Origin of the sequence: Nocardia abscessus NBRC 100374 (assembly GCF_000308455.1) — a bacterium.
GTDB classification, from domain to species: Bacteria; Actinomycetota; Actinomycetes; order Mycobacteriales; family Mycobacteriaceae; genus Nocardia; species Nocardia abscessus.
On sequence record NZ_BAFP01000274.1, the window covers coordinates 290863 to 310322 of the forward strand.

Annotated in this window: 17 protein-coding genes; 5 read left to right on the top strand and 12 right to left on the bottom strand. The window is 69.8% G+C overall.

The window, feature by feature from the left end:
- The 3 genes from ON19_RS38080 to ON19_RS38090 form a co-directional block, all read right to left on the bottom strand.
- On the bottom strand, window positions 1-447 hold the full coding sequence (locus ON19_RS38080) for a MarR family winged helix-turn-helix transcriptional regulator (protein WP_043704404.1): 447 nt from the start codon (window positions 445-447) through the stop codon (window positions 1-3).
- Between the two features lie 114 nt (window positions 448-561).
- Window positions 562-1614, bottom strand: a complete 1053-nt coding sequence (locus tag ON19_RS38085; RefSeq protein ID WP_051169792.1) for a PQQ-dependent sugar dehydrogenase — start codon at window positions 1612-1614, stop codon at window positions 562-564.
- 161 nt (window positions 1615-1775) lie between these two features.
- Window positions 1776-2675 carry a dienelactone hydrolase family protein gene (locus ON19_RS38090; RefSeq protein ID WP_043704670.1) on the bottom strand — a complete coding sequence of 300 codons (900 nt, stop codon included), beginning with the start codon at window positions 2673-2675 and terminating at the stop codon, window positions 1776-1778.
- A 167-nt stretch (window positions 2676-2842) separates the two neighbouring features.
- On the opposite strand from ON19_RS38090, the gene ON19_RS38095 reads away from it, so the two are divergent.
- Window positions 2843-4894 (top strand): CocE/NonD family hydrolase, encoded by a 2052-nt coding sequence (locus ON19_RS38095; protein ID WP_255218463.1) that lies wholly within the window; start codon window positions 2843-2845, stop codon window positions 4892-4894.
- A 5-nt stretch (window positions 4895-4899) separates the two neighbouring features.
- Here ON19_RS38095 and ON19_RS38100 read toward each other — a convergent pair whose 3' ends face one another.
- Entirely contained in the window at window positions 4900-5820 is a 921-nt protein-coding gene (locus ON19_RS38100) for an LLM class F420-dependent oxidoreductase (RefSeq protein WP_043704408.1), read from the bottom strand.
- A gap of 11 nt (window positions 5821-5831) precedes the next feature.
- Window positions 5832-6995 carry a PucR family transcriptional regulator gene (locus ON19_RS38105; protein ID WP_157230085.1) on the bottom strand — a complete coding sequence of 388 codons (1164 nt, stop codon included), beginning with the start codon at window positions 6993-6995 and terminating at the stop codon, window positions 5832-5834.
- A 348-nt stretch (window positions 6996-7343) separates the two neighbouring features.
- Here ON19_RS38105 and ON19_RS38110 point away from each other — a divergent pair, with 348 nt between their 5' ends.
- Window positions 7344-7817 (top strand): gluconokinase, encoded by a 474-nt coding sequence (locus ON19_RS38110; protein WP_043704678.1) that lies wholly within the window; start codon window positions 7344-7346, stop codon window positions 7815-7817.
- An 82-nt stretch (window positions 7818-7899) separates the two neighbouring features.
- On the opposite strand, the gene ON19_RS38115 is transcribed toward ON19_RS38110, so the two are convergent.
- From ON19_RS38115 to ON19_RS38145, 7 genes are all read right to left on the bottom strand, one after another.
- A complete protein-coding gene (locus tag ON19_RS38115; RefSeq protein ID WP_043704410.1) occupies window positions 7900-8817 on the bottom strand; it encodes a DUF5995 family protein in 918 nt (305 codons plus the stop codon).
- 151 nt (window positions 8818-8968) lie between these two features.
- Window positions 8969-9763: a M50 family metallopeptidase gene (locus tag ON19_RS38120; protein ID WP_051169776.1), complete on the bottom strand. Its 795-nt coding sequence runs from the start codon at window positions 9761-9763 to the stop codon at window positions 8969-8971.
- Window positions 9764-9845: 82 nt separating this feature from the next.
- Window positions 9846-11519 carry a serine/threonine-protein kinase gene (locus tag ON19_RS38125; protein ID WP_043704413.1) on the bottom strand — a complete coding sequence of 558 codons (1674 nt, stop codon included), beginning with the start codon at window positions 11517-11519 and terminating at the stop codon, window positions 9846-9848.
- A 101-nt stretch (window positions 11520-11620) separates the two neighbouring features.
- Window positions 11621-12511, bottom strand: a complete 891-nt coding sequence (locus ON19_RS38130) for a bile acid:sodium symporter family protein (protein WP_043704415.1) — start codon at window positions 12509-12511, stop codon at window positions 11621-11623.
- A gap of 86 nt (window positions 12512-12597) precedes the next feature.
- Window positions 12598-13650, bottom strand: coding sequence for a Gfo/Idh/MocA family protein (locus ON19_RS38135; protein WP_043704417.1), 1053 nt, complete (start codon window positions 13648-13650; stop codon window positions 12598-12600).
- Window positions 13651-14137: 487 nt separating this feature from the next.
- Entirely contained in the window at window positions 14138-14809 is a 672-nt protein-coding gene (locus ON19_RS38140) for a response regulator transcription factor (RefSeq protein WP_043704419.1), read from the bottom strand.
- Window positions 14791-16479 (bottom strand): ATP-binding protein, encoded by a 1689-nt coding sequence (locus tag ON19_RS38145; RefSeq protein ID WP_174377772.1) that lies wholly within the window; start codon window positions 16477-16479, stop codon window positions 14791-14793. The genes ON19_RS38140 and ON19_RS38145 overlap by 19 nt, the downstream gene beginning before the upstream one ends.
- Window positions 16480-16635: 156 nt before the next feature.
- On the opposite strand from ON19_RS38145, the gene ON19_RS38150 reads away from it, so the two are divergent.
- The 3 genes from ON19_RS38150 to ON19_RS38160 are packed head-to-tail and all read left to right on the top strand — an operon-like array spanning window position 16636 to window position 19371.
- The gene (locus ON19_RS38150) at window positions 16636-17442 is read left to right on the top strand and encodes an ABC transporter ATP-binding protein (RefSeq protein WP_043704420.1); all 807 of its coding nucleotides are present in this window, start codon (window positions 16636-16638) and stop codon (window positions 17440-17442) included.
- Complete coding sequence (locus ON19_RS38155) at window positions 17432-18319, top strand: ABC transporter permease (protein WP_043704422.1); 888 nt, start codon at window positions 17432-17434, stop codon at window positions 18317-18319. Before ON19_RS38150 ends, ON19_RS38155 begins: the two co-directional genes overlap by 11 nt.
- A gap of 2 nt (window positions 18320-18321) precedes the next feature.
- Window positions 18322-19371, top strand: coding sequence for an ABC transporter substrate-binding protein (locus tag ON19_RS38160; protein ID WP_043704686.1), 1050 nt, complete (start codon window positions 18322-18324; stop codon window positions 19369-19371).
- Window positions 19372-19460: the final 89 nt, after the last annotated feature.

Below are 19460 nucleotides of genomic sequence, written 5' to 3' on the forward strand. Positions count from 1 at the left end.
CTACTCTCCTTCGTTGAGCTGCGACTTCAGCGCATCGGTCAGTCGGTGCAGGATGCCGCGCAACATGACGACGTCGTCCATGGACAGGCCGCTGGCCTCCGCCATTTGGGCCGGAATGTCGCCCGCCTCGGCGCGCAGTGCCCGCCCGCGCTCGGTGAGCCGGATGTCGACGCGGCGTTCGTCGGCCGCCGACCGCTGCCGCTCGACCAGGCCCGCCGCCTCCAGCCGCTTGAGCAGCGGAGAGAGTGTGCCGGAATCCAGATCGAGGGCTTGGCAGACGTCGCCGACGCTGCGTTCGTCGCGTTCCCACAGCGCCAGCATCACCAGGTACTGCGGGTAGGTGAGCCCGAGCCGGTCCAGCTTCGGGCGGTAGACCGCGGTCATCGCCCGGGACGCCGCGTACAGCGGGAAGCACAGCTGCTCGTCGAGGGAGAGATGATCGGTCATGAGCAATAATGTAGTGAGCAATTAGGTTGTGCACAACTGATAGGTGGCATGGTGCTCGTCACAGTGCGGCCGAGGGGGGCCGGGACCGCCTCAGGTGCTCGACCCAGTCCCGGATCAGCGGGCCGGGAAGCGGAGTACGCGGTCGTCGCCGCCCTCTGGATCGCCCCGGCCGTCGGTGTTGGAGGTGGTGAGCCACAATGCCCCGTCCGGTGCGACCTCCACGGTGCGCAACCGGCCGTACCGGTCGCGCATTTCGGCTCGGGGCGTGCCCAGACGGCCGTCCTCGAGCGGCACCGTCCAGAGCCGTCTGCCGCGCAGCGCGGCGACGTACAGGGTGTCACCGGTGATGGCGATGCCCGACGGTGAGGCCTCGGCGGTGGTCCAGGTCAGCAGCGGATCGGTGAAGCCCCGGTCGGCGCCCCCGGTGCCCTCGACGTCGGGCCAGCCGTAATCGCGGCCGGGCTCGATCAAGTTGATCTCATCGACTCGGTTCTGCCCGAACTCCGCGGCGAACAACCGCCCGGCCCGGTCCCAGGCCAGACCCTGCACGTTGCGGTGGCCGAGACTGTAGACCGGGGAGCCGGGAGTCGGATTGTCCGGAGCGGGGCGGCCTTCGGGAGTCAATCGGAGGATCTTCCCGTTCGGGCTCGCCGGATCCGGTGACCGCTCGGATTGCCCGGCATCGCCGGTCCCGGCGTACAACATGCCGTCCGGCCCGAACGCGATCCGTCCGCCGTTGTGGTTACCGGCCTTGGCGATCCCGTCGACCAGCACCTCCGGTTGCCCGTCGAGCCGGAACCGGACGATCCGGTTGTCCGTCTCGGCGGTGAAATAGGCGTAGACATAACGGCTTTCGGCGAAATCCGGCGCGATGGCGAGCCCGAGCAGTCCGCCTTCGCCACGCGCGGTCACGCCGGGCACCTGGTACACCTGCTCCGGTGCACGGCCCGTGGCAATGCGCAGTATCCGTCCGGAGTCCCGCTCGGCGACCAGCGCGGCGCCGTCGGGCAGGAAGGCCAGGCCCCACGGAACGTCGATGTCCCCGGCGACTACCTCGGCGGCATCGAGGTCGGGCCGCCCGGCGGGATCGCTCGGCGCGAGAGTGCCGGTCGCCGCAGTCGGAGCGCTACTCGGTCCGGCGGGGTTCTCCTCGCCGCATGCCGACATCGCCGCGGCGACCAGGAGCACGGCGATCGCCGCACGCAATCGCGGCGCGCGTCCGCTCCCGATCACATCCGCAACCCGGACGGCCCGTCGTGATCGCCGGTCGTCACCTGCGCCCCGGAGGGGCGTTCGGACGTCGCGGGAGAGGCCGGATCCGGGAGTCATCAGCCGAGATAGGTTCCGTACCAGTCGATTACGCGACGCCAGGCTTCGGTGGCCGCGGTGGCACTGTACCGCTGGCCGGTGTCGTTGAAGAAAGCGTGGTCCGCGTCGGGTGCGGTGAAGATCTGGTGCGGGTTGCCCGAGCGGGCCAGCGCCGCTTCCGCGGCGGGCCGGGAGGCGTTCACGCGCGCGTCGTTCGCCGCGTAGACGCCGAGCACGGCGGCTTTCGACGCGGACAGATCGCCGTTGTCCGGGAACGGTCCGTAGAAGGGCGTCGCGGCGGCCAGCCGCGACGGGCCGGAGGCCAGCAGCAACCAGGTCAGGCCGCCGCCGAAGCAGAAACCGGTGGCGCCGAGCTTCTTTCCCTCCACCCGGCGCTGGAGTTCGTCGAGCCCGGCGCGCAAGTCGGCCACGAGCTGTTCGGGCGGAATGCGGCTCAGCTCGGCGGTCGCCGCGGCCGGATCGGTGAACGCGGCGGTGCCGCCGTGCGCGGAGAGGAGGTCGAGCGCGAGCGCGGAGTATCCGGCGCCCGCGAATCGTCCTGCCACCGAACGGATGTGGTCGGTGAGGCCCTTGTTCTCGTGGACGACCAGCACCCCGCCCCGTGGCTGCTGCGCCGCCGCCCACGCGGCTTGCAGCGGCGTCCCGCCCGGTCCGGTGAAGGTGACGGCGGTCGTCGGGAGGGCGGCGGCGGAACCCGGTGGCGTCGAGGGCGCCGTGGGTGCGGGTCCGTAATCGGTGATCCCGGTATCGCCGCCCGCGCAAGCGGCCAGCAGGGCGGCCGCGGCGGTGGCGCCCAGCCCGAGCAGGCCCAGCCTGCGCAGTGCCTCTCGCCGGGTGAGTATGCCATCGGCGTGATCGGTGGCGATCTCCTCCGCGACGTAGCGCTGCAGCGGCGTCATGAGCCCCACCATAAGCCGGATCGGCCCTGCGCGCGCGGCGTTCACCGGCTGTCCGGCCGCGACAAACCGACCCGACCGGACCTCCCCGGAGATTCGCCGAATGGTTGCTACGTTGGCGCTCAATCGGGCGATCGATGGTCGGTCCGGACACCGGTCGAGGGAGCGAGATGGCATCGGGGCGTGTGGTGGGACGAACGATGATCAGGGCGATCCGGGTGGTTGCCGCGGCCGCGGTGCTGGCGACCGCGGGCTTCGGGTCGGTGCCCGCGGCGGCGGAGCCGTCGCCCGACGCGCACAGCGTGCGGTGGACCGCGCTGCACGACGGACCCCAACCGTACGCCGACGTGCACATCGACTGGGACGTCCCGATCCGGATGAGCGACGGCGTGGTGCTGAAGGCCAACGTCTACCGGCCGGTGAAGCGGGGCGGCGAGGTGGAGCAGCAGCCGCTGCCCACCATCGTGAACCTCACGCCGTACACCAAGCTCATGACCAATCTGATCGACTCGGCGCTCGCGGCGCCCGGGTTGCAGCCGCTGACGGTGCGGCTGGTGAACCGCGTCAATCTCTCCCGCACGCCGGTCAGTGGTTTCGGCGATCTGCTGCACGCGGTCGATGGTGGCACCGTGCAGACGGTGCTCGGTCTCGACCGCAACCTGATCCGTGCCGGATACACCCAGGTCATCGTGGACGTGCGCGGCACCGGTTTCTCCCAGGGGGCGTGGGACACCCTCGGTGAGCGGGAACAGCTCGACACCCGCGAGGTGATCGAGTGGGCGGCCACCCAGCCGTGGTCGAACGGCCGGATCGGGATGAGCGGTGGCTCGTATTCGGGAATCAACCAGCTGCGCGCCGCCGAGAACGCCCCCGCGCCGCTGCAGGCGATCTTCCCCGTGGAGCCGGGGAGTGATCTCATGCGCGATGTCGTGGCTCCGGGTGGCGGCGTGGGGACGACGTTCCTTCCGATGTGGCTCAACACGGTCAACCAGTTGAAGCTGATACCCGACGTGCAGTCGATGTTCAACGGCACCTTCGACTGGGCGTGGCTGCACGAGCGGATGTCCGATCCGGCCAGCAACGTCGATCTGCTGGCCCAGGCGCTGCTCACGCCCTCGCTCGATCACGTGCCGCCCGCGCTGGCCGACGCGCTGGACGAGGACAGCTATTTCCGTCGCGGCATCCAGGGGCATCCCGAGCGCATCACGGTGCCCACCTTCGTCTACGGAGGCTGGCACGACATCTTCGCCAACAGCGCGACCAAGCTGTACAACGCGATTCCGCTGCCCGCGGGGCGCAAGCAATTGGTCGTCGGCGACACCTATCACGCGAATCCCGGTGCGGGAACCGGCATTCCCGGCGCGCCGCCACGGCTCGACGTGCTGCAACGGGTGTGGTTCGACAAGTGGTTGAAGGACGTCGACCACGACCTGGGCGACTTCGGGCCGATCACCGTGTGGGAACAGGGCGGCGGCTGGATCACCCTCGGGCAGTTCCCGCAGAAGGACCTCAACCATCGCCGCGTGTACCTGTCGGCCGCTCCGAGCGGCACCACCGGGAAGGCCGTGCACGACGGATCGCTGACGATGACCGTGCCGAACGAACGGCAGACCTTGACGGTGTCGCCCGGCCTCGCCGTGGCATGTTCGCGCGACACCGCGCAGGGTTCGGCCGGAATGGCCGCGGTGGTCGACGTGTGCGCGAAGGACTCGCGCATCGCCGAGCGCAACGCCCTGACCTTCACCAGTGCCCCGATGACCGAGCCGACGGTGATCTCGGGCCCGATCAACGTGCACTTGAACACCGTGCACGAGGCCACCGACGGCTACTGGAACGTGACCGTCAACGACGTCGGGCCCGACGGAACGTCGAAGGTGCTGACCACCGGGCAGCTGACCGCCTCACTGCGCGCCGTCGACGAGCGCAAGAGCAGCCGCACACCGACCGGCGACCTGACCGAACCGTTCAATCCGATCACCCTGGACAGCGTGCAGCCGGTCGTCCCGGGGGAACCGGTGGCGCTGGACATCGCGGTCATTCCGACGCAGGCGGTACTGCGACCCGGCCATCGGCTGCGGATCGACGTCTTCGCGGGCAACTCGCCGAAGGCGCTGGCGTTCCGGCCCATGCTCAACAACACCGCACTGAAGCCGCAGCACCTCGAACTGGATCCGTCGGCGCCGAGCTTCGTCATCGTGCCCACCAACCGTCCGCTGGGCTGAGCGACTCACAGCTGCGACTGCACCTGCGCGGAGATCAGTTCGAGATGGGCCAGATCGCTGAGGTCGAGCACCTGCAGGTAGAGGCGGCGGGTGCCGATCTCGGCGTACCGGCCGATCTTGTCCACCACCTCGGCGGGCGAACCGGCCAGGCCGTTGGTCTTCAGCTCGTCCACTTCGCGCCCGATGGCCGCGGCTCGGCGCGCCACCTCGGCGTCGTTCGCGCCGACGCAGACCACCAGAGCGTTGGAGTAGACCAGGTCGTCGGCCGGTCGGCCGTAGGCCTCCGCGGCGGCGCGCACCCGGCCGAACTGCCGCGCGCTGTCCTCGATCGAGGAGAACGGCATGTTGAACTCGTTCGCGTACTGCGCGGCCAGCCGCGGAGTACGGGTGGCGCCCTGCCCGCCGATCAGCACCGGTATCGGGTCCTGCACCGGTTTGGGCAGGGCGGGGGAGTCGGTGAGCTGGTAGTGCTTGCCCTCGTAGCTGAAGGTGTCGCCGGGTTTGGTGGCCCAGAGACCGGTGATGACGGCCAGCTGCTCTTCCAGCCGGGCGAACTTGTCGGTGGGGAACGGGATGCCGTACGCGGCGTGCTCCTCGGCGAACCAGCCACTGCCCAAACCGAATTCGACCCGGCCCCCGGACATCTGGTCCACCTGCGCGACCTGGATCGCCAGTGGGCCGGGCAGCCGGAAGGTGGCGGCGGTGACCAGGGTGCCCAGGCGGATCCGCTTGGTCTCCCTGGCCAGTCCGGCGAGGGTGATCCAGGCGTCGGTCGGGCCGGGCAGCCCGTCGGCGCCGCCCATGCTCAGGTAGTGGTCGCTGCGGAAGAACGCGTCGAATCCCAAGTCCTCGGTGGCCTTGGCGACGGTGAGCAGGGTGTCGTAGCTCGCGCCCTGCTGCGGCTCGGTGAAGATGCGTAGTTCCATGTCTTCCGACCCTAGCCGGTCGGCGGGAGCGGGGAATTCGGCTCGATATAGGTGCGCGCGATCAGCGCCGCGCGTAGTCGGTAGAGCACCTGCGGAAGGGCGGTGTCCAAGCCGGTGAGGCGGCCGATGCGCTTGAGGCGATGGTCGACGGTGTTCGGATGCAGGTACATCGTCCGGGAGGTGCGCCTGCGGTTGAAGTCGTTGCGGACGTGCTCGCGCAGGGTCTCGAACAGCTCCGGATGTTCCTCCAGCGGGTCGAGCAGGGCGGCCAGCCGGTCGCGGCCCGGGCCCGGCCGGGTGAGCTGGTACTCGAGGGCCAGGTCGTCGAAGCGGTACAGGCCCGGCGGGCGCTGCAGGCGCCGGACCATGTCGAGCAGTTCGTGCGCCTGGTCGGCGGCATCGGGGATCCGGTCCGGCTCGGCGGCGATGGCGGCAGCGGTGAGCGGAGCGGGCACCGCCGCGGACAGCGCGGCGACCAAGTCGTCGAGTTCGTTCTCGGCGACCAGCGACAGCGGCACCAGGATCGTCCCGCCGATCGCGCTGAGCAGGGCCGGCACGTGTCTTCCGCAGTGCACGGCGAGGCAGATCTGCATGCGCTGCCGGATGGCGTGCCCGTCTCCGGGCCGTCGACCGGGATGTTCCTCGGTGGCTCGGCCGAGCGCAACGGTCAATACGCTGTAGCGGTCGGCGACCGGAATGCCGTACTCCCGGTAGACCTTTCCGGGGTGGTGCCCCCTGAGCAGCGCGACGGCCGCGGCGTGCGGAGCCGTCTGCTCGGCGGCGGGTGCGACGGACAGATAGGCGAGCGATACCGTCGCGGTGACGGCGTGGAGTGCGTCGAAGAGCCCGCGGATGTCGTCGTGGCCTACGGCGGGCGATCCTCGTAGGTGATCGTCGAGATAGAGGCGGAATCCCTCGTGGACGAGGTGCTGGACGGTGTCCATCGGGACTCCGACGCCGGCCCACCGGGTAGCGGCCTCGAAAATGCGGACCGTGCGGTCCGGTGACTCGGGGCCGCCGGACGCGACCAGGTCGAGGCAGTTCGCGACGGTGGCGCGGATTTCCTCACGCAGCAGATTTCCGCTCGTGACGTGCCGCCGGGGAATGATGTCCAGCAGGTGTCGCACGATATGTTCGGTGGCCGGGACGAGATCGGCGGAACGCGTGGTCGGCACGCCGCCCCCCTCAGCGCCCGCGCCCGCCGCCGACCGTCCGTGGGTCGAGCGTGCGGTCGCGGTTCGGATGTCGGACCAGGTGCGTGCATTGTGTCGTCGCAAACATGTCGATACTTCCCGTCCAGTCGTCCGCGCAGCTTCGGAAGTCATTGGCGCAGAGGTGATTTGGAGACGCCGGTAACATCGCGAAGTCGCGGTCCTTGAAATGTAGCCGCGCCGGCGCGGCTGGTCACTGCACGGGTCGACGAAGTGGCCTGCCGCTAGGTTGTAGCCGATGACAAGTCCACGAGCACGAGATCTGCCACGTATGGGAGGAATGCTCGAGTGCACTATGTACCGATCGTCGTGATGGGGGTGTCGGGTTCGGGTAAGACGACGGTCGGCACCCGCCTGGCCGAAGCGCTCGGCGTCGACTACGCCGAAGGCGACGAGTTCCATCCGCCCGCGAACGTCGCGAAGATGGCGGCCGGGACGCCGCTGGACGATGCCGACCGCGAACCCTGGCTCGACGCCCTGGCCGGATGGCTCGCCGAGCGATCCGGCCAGGGAGTCGTCGTCACCTGCTCCGCCCTGAAGCGGATCTATCGCGACCGGCTGCGCGCGTCCGCTCCCGATGCGTTCTTCCTGCACCTGGACCTCCCGCGCGGCGAACTCGAGCGCCGCCTGGCCGGACGGCGCGGGCATTTCATGCCGCCGAGCCTGCTCGATTCCCAGCTGGCCACCCTGGAGCCGCTCGAGCCCGACGAGGACGGCAGCACAGTCGACGGGACGCTATCCCCCGAGGACCTGGTCCGGGAAGCCGTAGCGGCGCTGGAGAGGTGAGTGGTCAGGCGAATCCGGCGCTGAGCCGTATGCGCGCAGTCGACCCGCATCGACGCGGCGCGCGACGGGGTAGAGCTTGCCGCTAGAGGCCACCGAGGCCGGACAGGGTTTCGAAGCCCAGATCGATACTGCGCCACAGCGCGTCGATCTCAGCGTTGACAGCCGGCGCCGAGGCGGGATCCTGCAGGGCCAACCCGTTTCCGAAGATGATCACATTGGCGCCCGCGTCCGCCAGGCGCAGCAGTGGGCCGGTCCCGGCGCCCGGGCCGAGCACCATGTCCAAGCCCTCGCCGAGGAAGTAGAAGCGCCACAGCGGCCCGAGGTCACCGCCGTAGACCACCTTGGTCTGCTCGACGATCAGCGCGCCCTGCTGGGCGATCGCGTCGACGATGCGGAAATAGTCGGCCGCGTTGGCGGCGGTGCTGCCGACCGCCGCGACGGAATACGACAGATCGACGGTCAGATGCGCGTTGTAACCGGCCATCGCGACCCGTGCGGGAGACAGTTCGCAGCGGCGGGTCAGGTCGAAGTAGTGCGCCCAGTGCGGCTCGGCGGGCGCGCCGGTGAATTCGGCGTGCATGGTGCGCAGGAACCGCGACAGCAGCTCGAGACTGATCCGGTGTGCCCATTCCGGGTCGTCGAACGACGCGGGGTCGCGCTGGAGCGGCAGGACGGCGGCTCGTTCGACCGCGTCGAGCCCGAGCGCGAACACACCGCGCAGATCGCGGTGGCCGACCAGGATCTCGGTGATCCGCCGGTGCCGGTCGACGGCCTGCTCCAGCCGCCGCAGCGACGAACCGGTCAGCGCCCCGGTGTCGGACAGTGCCACGATCGCGGCCGTTTCGGCCGGTGCCAACGGTGTACCGCAGGCCGCGCCGACCGGCGTGGCCGAAGCGGTCGCCGGACCGAAGGGGATCACGGCGAGGAATGCCGCGACGATCAGCGTCAGTGTCGGAAGAAGGCGGCGCGCGGAAGTGCTCGGCGCGAGGATGGTTGCCATGCTGGCTCCGGAGGTCGTGGAATCGCGTTCCGCGCCGGTACAGCCCGACGTTGGGTGCGCTCGGCGACGTGCCGCCGCCGGTAAGGCGATGGCACAAGGCGGGATTCGAGCCTAACCGAGCCGATCCCGGCCCGCAGCGCGGGCTCGGCGGTCAGCGTGTGGCAAAGCAGGAGCCCGAGGGCGCGCCCGGCAGGCAGACCTCGGCGATGGCGGAGATGAGCAGCCACGCGCCGACTGCCAGCGAACCGACGGAGATCGTGCCGAACACCAGAACCCACAGCAGGCCGGGCAGCCGGGTGAGCCGGGCGAGCTGATCGGCGTCGGAGTCCACGTCGTGATAGCGGGCACGCTGCTGCCGGGAACGGCCCCTTTGCAGTTCGATCACCGGACGCGTCCCGGCGAACAGCAGGAACCATGCGCCCAGATACGCGAAACCGGCTTGCAGCGTGTCGGTTCCGAACCAGGAGACCACGAAGACCGCCGCTCCGAGGCCGAGCACGGTGAGGGCGCCGTAGATATTCCTGATCTTGATCAGCACCGCGGCGAGCAGGGCGATGGCCGTCCAGAGCATCAGCGTGATCCGGCTCGCGCCCAGCAGGGCGGCGAATCCGAGACCGAGCAGCGCCGGTGCCGGATAACCCGCCATCGTGGTGAGAATCATCCCGAGCCCGTAGGGTTTCCCGCTCGATACCGTGAGCCCAGAAGTGTCCGAATGCAATCGGATGCTGTTGAGCTTGCGGCCGGTGAGCAGCGCGACCATGGCGTGGCCGCCTTCGTGCGCGATGGTGACGATATTGCGGGTGAACCGCCAGATGGATGTGTATCCCACCAGTACGAGCGCCGCCACCGCGGCCGCCGCCACCAGCCACCACGGCGGTTGCGCCTGCGTCGTCGTCAGACGATCGGCGATGGAAGCACCGCGCTCGAAGAATTCCGCTCTGTCCACCGCCGCACCTTAACCGCCCGCGCACGACCGCGCTCGCGGCCCGCGTTCCCGCTCCCGGCACCCGGCGCGGCGGTGTCCGCCCTCAGCTCTTGCGCAGGATTCCTTCGATATTGCCGAGAACGCCGGGGGTGCTGTACGACATCGAGCCATCCGGCCGCAAGGTCACCGTCGAGGTGGAGCCGTTGCCGAAGCAGGCGGGGGAACCGCCGGAGAGCCGCGCGACGAAGGACAGCTCGGTCTCGGCGGCGCTGGTGAGGGTCTCCGCCTGTTCACAGCGCTGACCCGTCAGTTTGCCGGTGTTCGACGACTGGGCGATTTCTTCGCCGACGGCGCCGTCTCGGATGGTCAGCACGATGTCGAACGACGCCAAGGGGTCGCGGGCGACGCCTTTCCATTCGCCGAGGAAAGCCTCCGGAACACTCGTGCCGGAAGGGCTGCTGCTGGTGGTCGGATTCGGGTCATCGGCCTGCGTGGCGGTAGTCGTCGAAAGATCGCCGCTGGTCTGTGTGGTCTGTGCGATCGCATCGGTCGAATTGTCGTTCCGCAGTTGGGCGCCGACCACGAACGCCGCTACGGCGACTGCGACGCAGACGACGAGTGCGCCGGTGATGACCAGCACGCGGCCGGTGCGGCGGGGAGGGGGTGCAGCGCCGGCGAGCGAACCGAACTGGTGCGAACCCTGATGAGCGGGAGGATACGTCTGTTGTCCCGTGAACGTGGGTGACGCCTGCGGCGAGCCCGGATACCGCAGCTGCGTGGGCACCGATCGTCCGTGGTCGTGCTGCGGGCTCGGAGGCGCGCTGGGGTGGGCCATCGTGTCGGCGGTGCGCCCCGGATCAGCGAATGCGGGGCCGTCTCCGCGGTGGAACGCGCCGGAGTCCAGGTTCAGCAACTCGACCGCGCGGCGGCTGACCTCCTCGACCACCGGGGCCGGCAGCCAGCCGCCGCGGTCGGGGATGCCGAGTGCGGTGAGCTGGGTGAGCAGTTGGTCCGGAGTCGGGCGCGCTGCGGGGTCCTTGGTGAGACAGGCCGCCAGTAGGGGGCGCAGTCGTTCCGGCACGTCGTCGAGCTGCGGCTCCTCGTACACCACCCGCCACAGCATCTGCACCGTGTCGCCGACGCCGAACGGTCCGTGGCCGGTCGCCGCGAACACGAGAACCCCGCCCAGGGCGAAGACGTCGACGGGCGGGCCGATCGGATCGCCGGTCACCTGCTCGGGACACATGAATCCCGGTGAGCCGATGACCTTTCCGGTGGTGGTGAGCTTGCTGTCGTCGATCGCGCGCGCGATGCCGAAATCGATCACCTTGGGACCGTCGAGGGCCAACAGCACATTGGACGGCTTGAGGTCGCGGTGCACCACTCCGGCCCGGTGCACGGCAGCCACTGCCTCGATCAGCCCGTGCGCCAGCACCAGCAGTGAGTTCTCGCTGAACGGCCCGTACCGGTCGACCGCGTCGTCCAGCGCGAATCCGGCCACGTAACCGGTGGCCAACCACGGCGGATCGGCGTCCACGTCGGCGTCGAGCACCGGTGCGGTGAACTGCCCGCCGACCCGGCGCGCGGCGGCCACCTCGCGCCGGAAGCGCTGGCGGAATTCCGCGTCGATCATGTCCGGACGGATGACCTTGACCGCGACGGTGCGCCCGCCCGCGTTCCGTCCGAGATAGACCCGTCCCATGCCACCCGCGCCGAGCACGCCGAGCAGACGGTAGTCACCGATCCGCGCCGGATCGTTCGTGCCGAGCGGTTGCATCGCGCAGCTGGCTCCCTTCCGATGGCGTCGACCGGATGGCGACGACCCTCCGAGAGGCTACCGATCGGGCGTATCCGCCTCCGGGCAGCCTGCTGCCTCCGCTAATCAGCCATGCTCGGCACCGGCACCGGCTGCTCCCGCCGCGCCCGCCTGGCCAGTAGATACGCCGCGATCGCCGCGGGAATGTTCATCAGGACCCCGTACACCGCGCCGGGGACGGCCATGGTGTCGTTGTGCAGCACCGAAGCGGCGACGGCGATCGCGAGCGCCGCGTTGTGCACGCCGATCTCCATGGCCGAGGCGATCGCCTGACCGGTTTCCACCCGCAACAGCCTGGGCAGGAAGTAGCCGATCGCCAGACTGAGCACGGCGAACGACAGGCAGATCGAGGCCAGCTTCCCGATGTGCTCGGTCAGCGTGTCCAGGTTCGAGCCCACCCCGGCCGCGATTACCAGCGCGAGCACCACGACGGAGAGGATCTTCACCGCGCCGCGCATCCGGCGCGACCACTCCGGGAACCGCCGGTGCACCACCATGCCGATCGCGACCGGCACGAGCACGATGGCGAACACCTGGGCGAACTTCTCCGGCCGCAGCCCGACCGAACCCTCGTCCTCCAGGAACAAGGCATACGACAGCGCCACCACCACCGGCATGGTGAACACCGCGAGCACCGAATTGATCGCGGTGAGCGTGATGTTCAGCGCCACATTGCCTCCGGCGATGTGACTGAACAGGTTCGCCGACGCTCCACCCGGCGACGCCGCGAGCAACAGCATGCCCGCGGCCAGCGCGCCTTCGAGTCCGAACAGGTAGATCATGCCCAGGCACAGCGCGGGAAGCACGATCATCTGGCACACCAGCGCGATCACCGCCGCTCTCGGATACCGCAGGACGCGCGCGAAATCCGCTGTGGTCAAGGTCAATCCGAGCCCGAACATCACCAGGGCCAAAGCCAGCGGCAGCAAAACCGCGAAAGCCGTTGCACCCATGGGGGGTCTCCTCTCCGCCGAGCGGCCGGACCGGCCGATTCCGGGGACCGACGTTATCGACTCGGGGCGGGGGTGGCCAGCCCTGGTCAGGCGGTGACGGTCACACCCCTGGCCGCCGACTCTCGTGCTTTCGTCAGCAGGCGCAGGGTGGTGATCGCGTCGCGCGGGTCGACGGGGACGGGTGCGCCGTCGAGTAGCGCGGCGGCCATCGCGGAGTAGAACGCGGGGTATGCGCCGGGCGCGGTCGGCACGGGGGCGAAGTCCGGTTCCGCGCCCAGCACGCCCCACCGGTCGGCATCGACTGTGCCCCAGGGTGAACGGCCGTCCGGGCGGCGACCGGACCGTAGCGCGTCCTCCTGCGGGTCGAGCCCGTAGGTGACGTACGCGGCCTCCGATCCGAGTACCCGGAAACGCGGTCCGAGATGCGGGGCGACCGCGCTCATCCACAGCTGGGAGCGCACTCCGCCGGTGTGGGTGAGCGCGACGAACGCGTCGTCGTCGGTCGTGATCCCCGCGCGCCGCCGGTCCAGCTCGCAATACACCGAAGCCACCGGTCCGAACAGGGCCACGGCTTGGTCCACCAGGTGGCTGCCGAGGTCGAGCAGGATGCCCGCGCCCTCCTCGTCCGTGCCGACCTCCCGCCAGCCGCCCTTCGGTACCGGACGCCAGCGCTCGAACCGCGACTCGAAACGCCGCACCCGGCCCAGCTTCCCGGTCTCGACGAGCTCGCGCACGGTCCGGAAGTCGCCGTCCCAGCGCCGGTTCTGGAAGACCGACAGCGCCAGGCCGGAACGCTCCGCGCGTGCGACGAGGTCCTCGGCGTCGTCCACCGTGACCGCGAACGGCTTGTCGACCACCACCGGCAGCCCGGCCTCGAGCGCCTGCCTGGCCAGCGGGGCGTGCGTGCTGTTCGGTGTCGCGATCACGGCAAGGTCGATGTCGCCCGGTGTGGCGAACAATTCCTCGGCATGCGACACCACCCGCACACCGGGGTGCTCGGCGCGTGCGCGTTCGGCACGCTCGGCCGAGGAGGTGACCACTGCCGCCACCCGCATCCGCGGCTGCGCGGCGATCAGCGGAGCGTGGAAGACCGACCCGGCCAAGCCGTAGCCGAGGACGGCGACCTCGAGAATGCTCATGGCCCGACGCTACCGCGCCGACAACTGCGCTCCGGGGGTCGACAACTGCGCCCGGGGGTCACTGGTCCTCGCTGGTCGACCCGTAGGCGCGGCCCGAGCTTTGTGAGCGCGCGCGTCCGAAGGGCAGGTCATCGACACCACGACCAGGTCGCCACGCCGACCAGCGGGTAGTGCGGCGGGCGAATGGCTGCGCGCTGCCGCCTGGCGAGCGGGGTCACCCGGATGGCTGCCGACTGCCGACTGCCGCCGCGAAGACGCGTCTATCCGCCGGTCCTTCGTTCTGCCTGCTCGGTGGGGAGTGTCCGCGAATACTCGCCCGGTACCCATCCGCGCGTCGGCCCTTCCCGCCGCCCGCCGAGGGAAGTCGACACCGCATGTCGGAGACCACCGGCGTGGGCACCTTCACCGAACTGGACAAGCCCGCCCCGGTGAACTGGTGACACCCACCGCGGAATACCGGCGGCTGCGGTTAGCGATGACCATCCGCTCAGCGCCGCGGTGCGGCGGAGTACTCCTGTTCGGGCCGTCCCGTGCTGCCGTAGCGCAGGCTCATGCGCACGGTGCCAGAGGCCACGAGTGCGGCCAGGTAGCGCTGCGCGGTGGCGCGCGAGACGCCGATGGCGCCGGCCACCTCACCTGCGGACAGTGGAGCGCCCGCGTCGATAATCGCTTGCAGGACAGCCTCTTTGGTCGGCGAGGACACCGTTGCCGACGGGCTCGCGGTGGTGGCGGGACGCAACGCGTGCAGCGCGGCGGACACCCGGGCGTTATCGACCTGCGGCGCTGCGAGAATGCGCCGGTACCGGGCGTAGGCGGCCAGCCGGGCGGCCAGTTCGGTGTGCGGAAACGGTTTGACGAGGTAGGCCACCGCGCCGGCCGCGACGGCGGCTCGCACGGCGTCGCTTTCCGTCGACGCGGTGAGCATCATCGCGTCGCAGTGGATCTCCCGCACGAAATCTATGCCGGATCCGTCCGGCAGATAGACGTCCACCAGTGCCAGGTCGATCTGCTCCGCCCCGACGAGTTCCCGCGCGGCGGCGAGGGTGTTGGCGGTGCCCGCCACCGTGAAACCCGGGATGGACGCCGCGATTCCGGCGTGCAGGTTCGCCACCCGGAAGTCGTCGTCGACCACCAGCACGGTCAGGGTCGGCGCGGCCATGACACCTCGCTCTCCACGAGCACTCCGGGGATGCGGGCGATGAATTCCGCGCCGGTGAGTGGCGGCTCGCCCCCGCCGGGACTCGACAGGCGAACGTCGCCGCCGTGGGAGCGGGCGATCTGGCGGATCAGGGCGAGGCCGACCCCGCGCCCGCCGGGGACGCCGCGGTCGTCGCGGGTGGAGACGCCTTCGGTGAACAGCGTGTCCACCAGGGCGGGTGCGACCCCGTCGCCGCTGTCGACCACAGCGATGTGCAGGGTCGAATCCTCTTGCACCAATTCGACTTCCACTTGCCGCACCGTCCGGTCCCGAGTGCGGACGGCCTCTATGGCGTTGTCCAGCAGATTGCCGAGCACGGTGGTCACGTCCACCGGATCGGTGAGCCCGCCCTCGACCCAGGTGTTGGGCCCGAGTACGAGTTCGACGCCGTTCTCCCTGGCGTGCGCGGCCTTGGCGGCCAGGAATGCCTGCAGGTACGGGTCGTGGATGGCGTCGATGCCCGGTGTCGCCGGACCGAGCGGGCCCGCCCCGATCAGCTCGTCGACCGACCGCGCCGCCTCCTCCACCCGCCCGCGGTGCAACAGGCCGCTGATCAGGTGCATCTTGTTGGAGAACTCGTGGCGCTGCGCACGCAGCACCGTGCTCATCGACTGCACCGCGTCCAGCTGGCGGGTCAGCGATTCCACGTCGGTGCGGTCGCGCACCGTGAGCACCGCGCCGAGATCGCGCCCGTCCCGGCTGACCCGGCGCGCCGACACGATGACGATGTTCGCGCCGACCGTCGCCGAGGTGGGTTGTTCGTCGAGGTCGCGGAATACTTCCAGCACCCGCGGCGTCAACCCGACCTCGTCCACCGGCCGCCCGATGTCCGGGGCGATGCCCAGCAGCCTGCGCGCCTCGTCGCTGACGAAGGTCGTGCGCCAGGACGCGTCGACGGCGAGCACCCCGCCGCCGATGCCGTGCAGCACCGCGGCCTGACTACGGACCAGTTCGGCCAGTTCGCCCGGTTCCAGTCCGAGCGTCAGCCCGCGCCACCGGCGGGCGAGCAGGGCCGATCCGGCGATGCCGACCAGCAGGGCCACCGCGACCAGCCCACCGGCGGTACGCAGATCGCCGAGCAGTTGATCGTGCACCGCGTCGGTGGCGATGCCCACGCTGACCGCGCCGACCACCCGGTCGGACTCGGGAGCCAGAACCGGAACCTTCGCGCGCACCGAGTCCCCGAGGGTGCCGCGCTCCTCGGTGATCGACTCGCGGCCCGCGAGCGCCTCGGACGGGTCGGTGCTGACGTGCTCGGCGAGCCGGCCCGCGTCCGGATGCGCCAGGCGGACGCCCGCGTCATCGGTGATCACCACGAACAGCGCACCGTTGCGCCGCGTCGCGTCCACCGCGAGCCGCTCCAGCGGACCGGCGGCGAGTTCCCGGCGCACGCCGGGATCGTCGGCGATCACGCCGGGCGCGTATCCGGCCACCTCGGCGCGCACCACAGGGTCGGCGGCGACGGTGCGCGCTACGGCCAGCGCGCGCTGGCCGTAGGCGTCGCGCAGCCGCTGATCACTGAGGTAGCCGAAGACCGCGAACGCGGCACCGAGCGTCAGCGCGACGACCAGGATCTGCGACAGCAGAACCTGGGTCCGCAACCGCACGGCCCGCGCGCCCTCAGTGGCCATGGGCGCAGCATAGGCGCAGACCACCGCCTACGGGAGCGTGAGCAGAATGCGCAAAACCTGCGAATCCCGCGTTTGTGGCGGTTGTGCGCACAAGCTCCGGCGTGTGACCGGGGCCACGTACGTTCGCCCTACCCGATCTCGCAGGAGTAGGAAGCAATGACGCAATCACTCATCGAGCTGCGGAGCGCGACCAAGCGCTTCCCCGGCACCGGCGGTGGCATCCACACCGCCGTGCGCAATTTGAACCTCGCGGTGCGTCCCGGCGAATTCGTCGCCGTCGTCGGCCCGACCGGATGCGGCAAGTCCACCACGTTGTCGCTGGTGTCCGGCCTGGAGCCGGCCTCGGCAGGCCGGACGCTGGTGCGCGGCAAGGACGTCGAGGGCATCCCGGACGGCATCGGCTACATGTTCCAGCAGGACGCGGTGCTGCCGTGGAAGAGCGTGCTGGACAACGTCGCGCTCGGCCCGCGGCTGCGCGGCGCGTCGCGGTCCGAGGCGCGCGCGAAGGCGTCGGGGTGGGTGCGCACGGTCGGTCTGGCCGGGTTCGAGAGCTACTACCCGCACCAGCTGTCCGGCGGCATGCGCAAGCGCGTGGCGCTGGCCCAGACGCTGGTCAACGAGCCGGAGATCCTGCTCATGGACGAGCCGTTCAGCGCGCTGGACGTGCAGACCCGTCAGCTCATGCAGGACGAGCTGCTGCGGGTCTGGGCGGGCACCAACGCGGCGGTCATCTTCGTCACGCACGATCTGGAGGAGGCGATCGTTCTCGCCGACCGGGTGGTCGTCATGACGGCGAGCCCGGCCACCGTCTGCGGGGACTTCACCGTCGGCTTGGCGCGGCCGCGCAGCGTCGAGGATGTCCGGCTGACGACCGAGTTCCGCGACATCTACAAGGAAATCTGGGAAACGTTGCGCGACCAGGTCGAGGCGGCCCGCGCGAAAGGAGCCTCCCGTGTCGCATGACGTGCTGGTGCCCGACGCCGTGACCACGCCCGTGGTGGAGAACGAGACCGAAGAGCAGATCCTGGCCAGGGTGCGCACCGCCGCGCGGCGCGCACGGGTGCGCACCTGGGGCCTGCGCGCCGCGCTGGTGGCGCTGTGGCTGGGCGCTTGGGAGCTCACCGCCACGGTGTGGATCGACCCCTTCTTCTACTCCAAGCCGTCGCTGATCTGGGCGCGGTTGGTCGAATGGTTCACCGAGGGAACCCAGTTCGGTTCGATCTGGCTGCAGATCTACACCACCGTGCAGGAGGCCGTGCTCGGCTTCGTGATCGGCACGGTGGCCGGCGTCGTGCTGGGCGTGTTGCTCGGCCGCAGCCGGTACTGGGCCGAAGTGCTCGCGCCGTTCATCAAGGCGCTCAACGCCGTTCCGCGCATCGTGCTGGCCTCGCTGTTCATCATCTGGTTCGGTCTCGGTCTGAGCTCGAAGGTCGCCACGGTGGTGGTGCTGGTGTTCTTCGCGGTGTTCTTCAACGCGTTCACCGGTGCGCGCGAGGTCGACGGCAATGTGATGAACAACGCCCGCATTCTCGGCGCGAGCCGCAGGCAAGTGCTGGTGTCGATCGTTCTGCCCAGCGCGACCACCTGGATCCTGTCCAGCCTGCACACCGCCTTCGGCTTCGCGCTGATCGGCGCCGTCGTGGGCGAATACGCGGGCGCCAGTAAGGGTTTGGGTCTTTTGATCAGCAACGCGCAGGGCACCTTCGACTCGGCGGGTATCTACGCGGGCATGATCATCATCACCGTGATCGCGCTGATCGCCGAGTGGGGGATCGGCATGGCGGAGAACCGGTTGCTGAAATGGCGTCCGTCGCAGGCGACCTCGAACCACGGGATCTGATCATGAGGTATCGCAAGCACTTGGCCCTGGTGGCCGTCGCGATCACGGCACTGTTGCTGGCCACCGGATGCCGGGACTCCCGCGCCATCCCGATGGCCGACGGCCGCCCGCAGATCACCATCATGGTGGGCGGGCTGGAGAAGGTCATCTATCTGCCCGCCGTGCTCACCCGGCAACTCGGCTTCTTCGAGAGCAACGACATCGACGTGCGGCTGCTCGGCGAGCAGTCCGGCGCCACCGCCGAAACCGCGTTGCTCACCGGCGACGTGCAGGGTGTGGTCGGGTTCTACGACCACACCATCGACCTGCAGGCCAAGGACCAGTGCATCCGCTCGGTGGTGCAGATGTCCGATGTGCCGGGTGAGGTCGAGCTGGTGTCGAAGGCGGACACGGACATCACCTCGGTCGCCGACCTGCGCGGCAGGAAGCTGGGCGTGACCTCGCTCGGTTCCTCGACCGACTTCCTCACGCAGGCGCTCACCGGCCAGGAGGGCATGACCACCGCCGATTACACCCGGGTGAAAGTCGGTGCCGGACAAACGTTCATCGCGGGCATGAATCACAACGGCATCGACGCGGGCATGACCACCGATCCGACCGTGGCGCAGATGGTGAATTCCGGCGAGGCGCGGATTCTGGTGGACATGCGCACCGAGGCGGGCACCCGCGCAGCACTCGGCGGACTGTACCCGGCGACGTCGCTGTACATGAACTGCGCGACGATCGACGCCCACCCGGACATCGTGCGCAAACTCGCCGCCGCGTTCGTGCAGACGCTGCGATGGATCCGGACGCACACGCCCGAGGAGATCGCCGAGAAGATGCCGCCGCAGTACGCGAGCGCGGGCAAGGACCTCTACGTCCAGTCGATCCGCGACTCCATCGGCATGTTCAACGGCGACGGGTTGATGAAACCCGAAGGCGCGCAGAACGTGCTGGACATTCTCGGCAAGTACTCGAAGAACGTGCGTCCCGTGCGCGATCGCATCGACCTGTCCGAGACCTACACCACGAAGTTCGTGGAGGAGGCACTGCGCGCGCCGCGACAGTAGCGCGCGAGCAGTCGCCACATCCGAGCCGCCCGGGGCCCAGATGCTCCCGGGCGGCTCACGGCCGGTGTGCCGGCCGACCGGCATGGCTT

Coding starts and splice junctions, on each gene's coding strand:
- ON19_RS38145 (WP_174377772.1), bottom strand. CDS start 16,479: ATGGCCACTGAGGGCGCGCGGGCCGTGCGGTTGCGGACCCAGGTTCTG.
- ON19_RS38140 (WP_043704419.1), bottom strand. CDS start 14,809: ATGGCCGCGCCGACCCTGACCGTGCTGGTGGTCGACGACGACTTCCGG.
- ON19_RS38085 (WP_051169792.1), bottom strand. CDS start 1,614: ATGTCGGCATGCGGCGAGGAGAACCCCGCCGGACCGAGTAGCGCTCCG.
- ON19_RS38135 (WP_043704417.1), bottom strand. CDS start 13,650: ATGAGCATTCTCGAGGTCGCCGTCCTCGGCTACGGCTTGGCCGGGTCG.
- ON19_RS38160 (WP_043704686.1), top strand. CDS start 18,322: ATGAGGTATCGCAAGCACTTGGCCCTGGTGGCCGTCGCGATCACGGCA.
- ON19_RS38095 (WP_255218463.1), top strand. CDS start 2,843: ATGGCATCGGGGCGTGTGGTGGGACGAACGATGATCAGGGCGATCCGG.
- ON19_RS38110 (WP_043704678.1), top strand. CDS start 7,344: ATGGGGGTGTCGGGTTCGGGTAAGACGACGGTCGGCACCCGCCTGGCC.
- ON19_RS38080 (WP_043704404.1), bottom strand. CDS start 447: ATGACCGATCATCTCTCCCTCGACGAGCAGCTGTGCTTCCCGCTGTAC.
- ON19_RS38115 (WP_043704410.1), bottom strand. CDS start 8,817: ATGGCAACCATCCTCGCGCCGAGCACTTCCGCGCGCCGCCTTCTTCCG.
- ON19_RS38125 (WP_043704413.1), bottom strand. CDS start 11,519: ATGCAACCGCTCGGCACGAACGATCCGGCGCGGATCGGTGACTACCGT.
- ON19_RS38100 (WP_043704408.1), bottom strand. CDS start 5,820: ATGGAACTACGCATCTTCACCGAGCCGCAGCAGGGCGCGAGCTACGAC.
- ON19_RS38130 (WP_043704415.1), bottom strand. CDS start 12,511: ATGGGTGCAACGGCTTTCGCGGTTTTGCTGCCGCTGGCTTTGGCCCTG.
- ON19_RS38150 (WP_043704420.1), top strand. CDS start 16,636: ATGACGCAATCACTCATCGAGCTGCGGAGCGCGACCAAGCGCTTCCCC.
- ON19_RS38090 (WP_043704670.1), bottom strand. CDS start 2,675: ATGACGCCGCTGCAGCGCTACGTCGCGGAGGAGATCGCCACCGATCAC.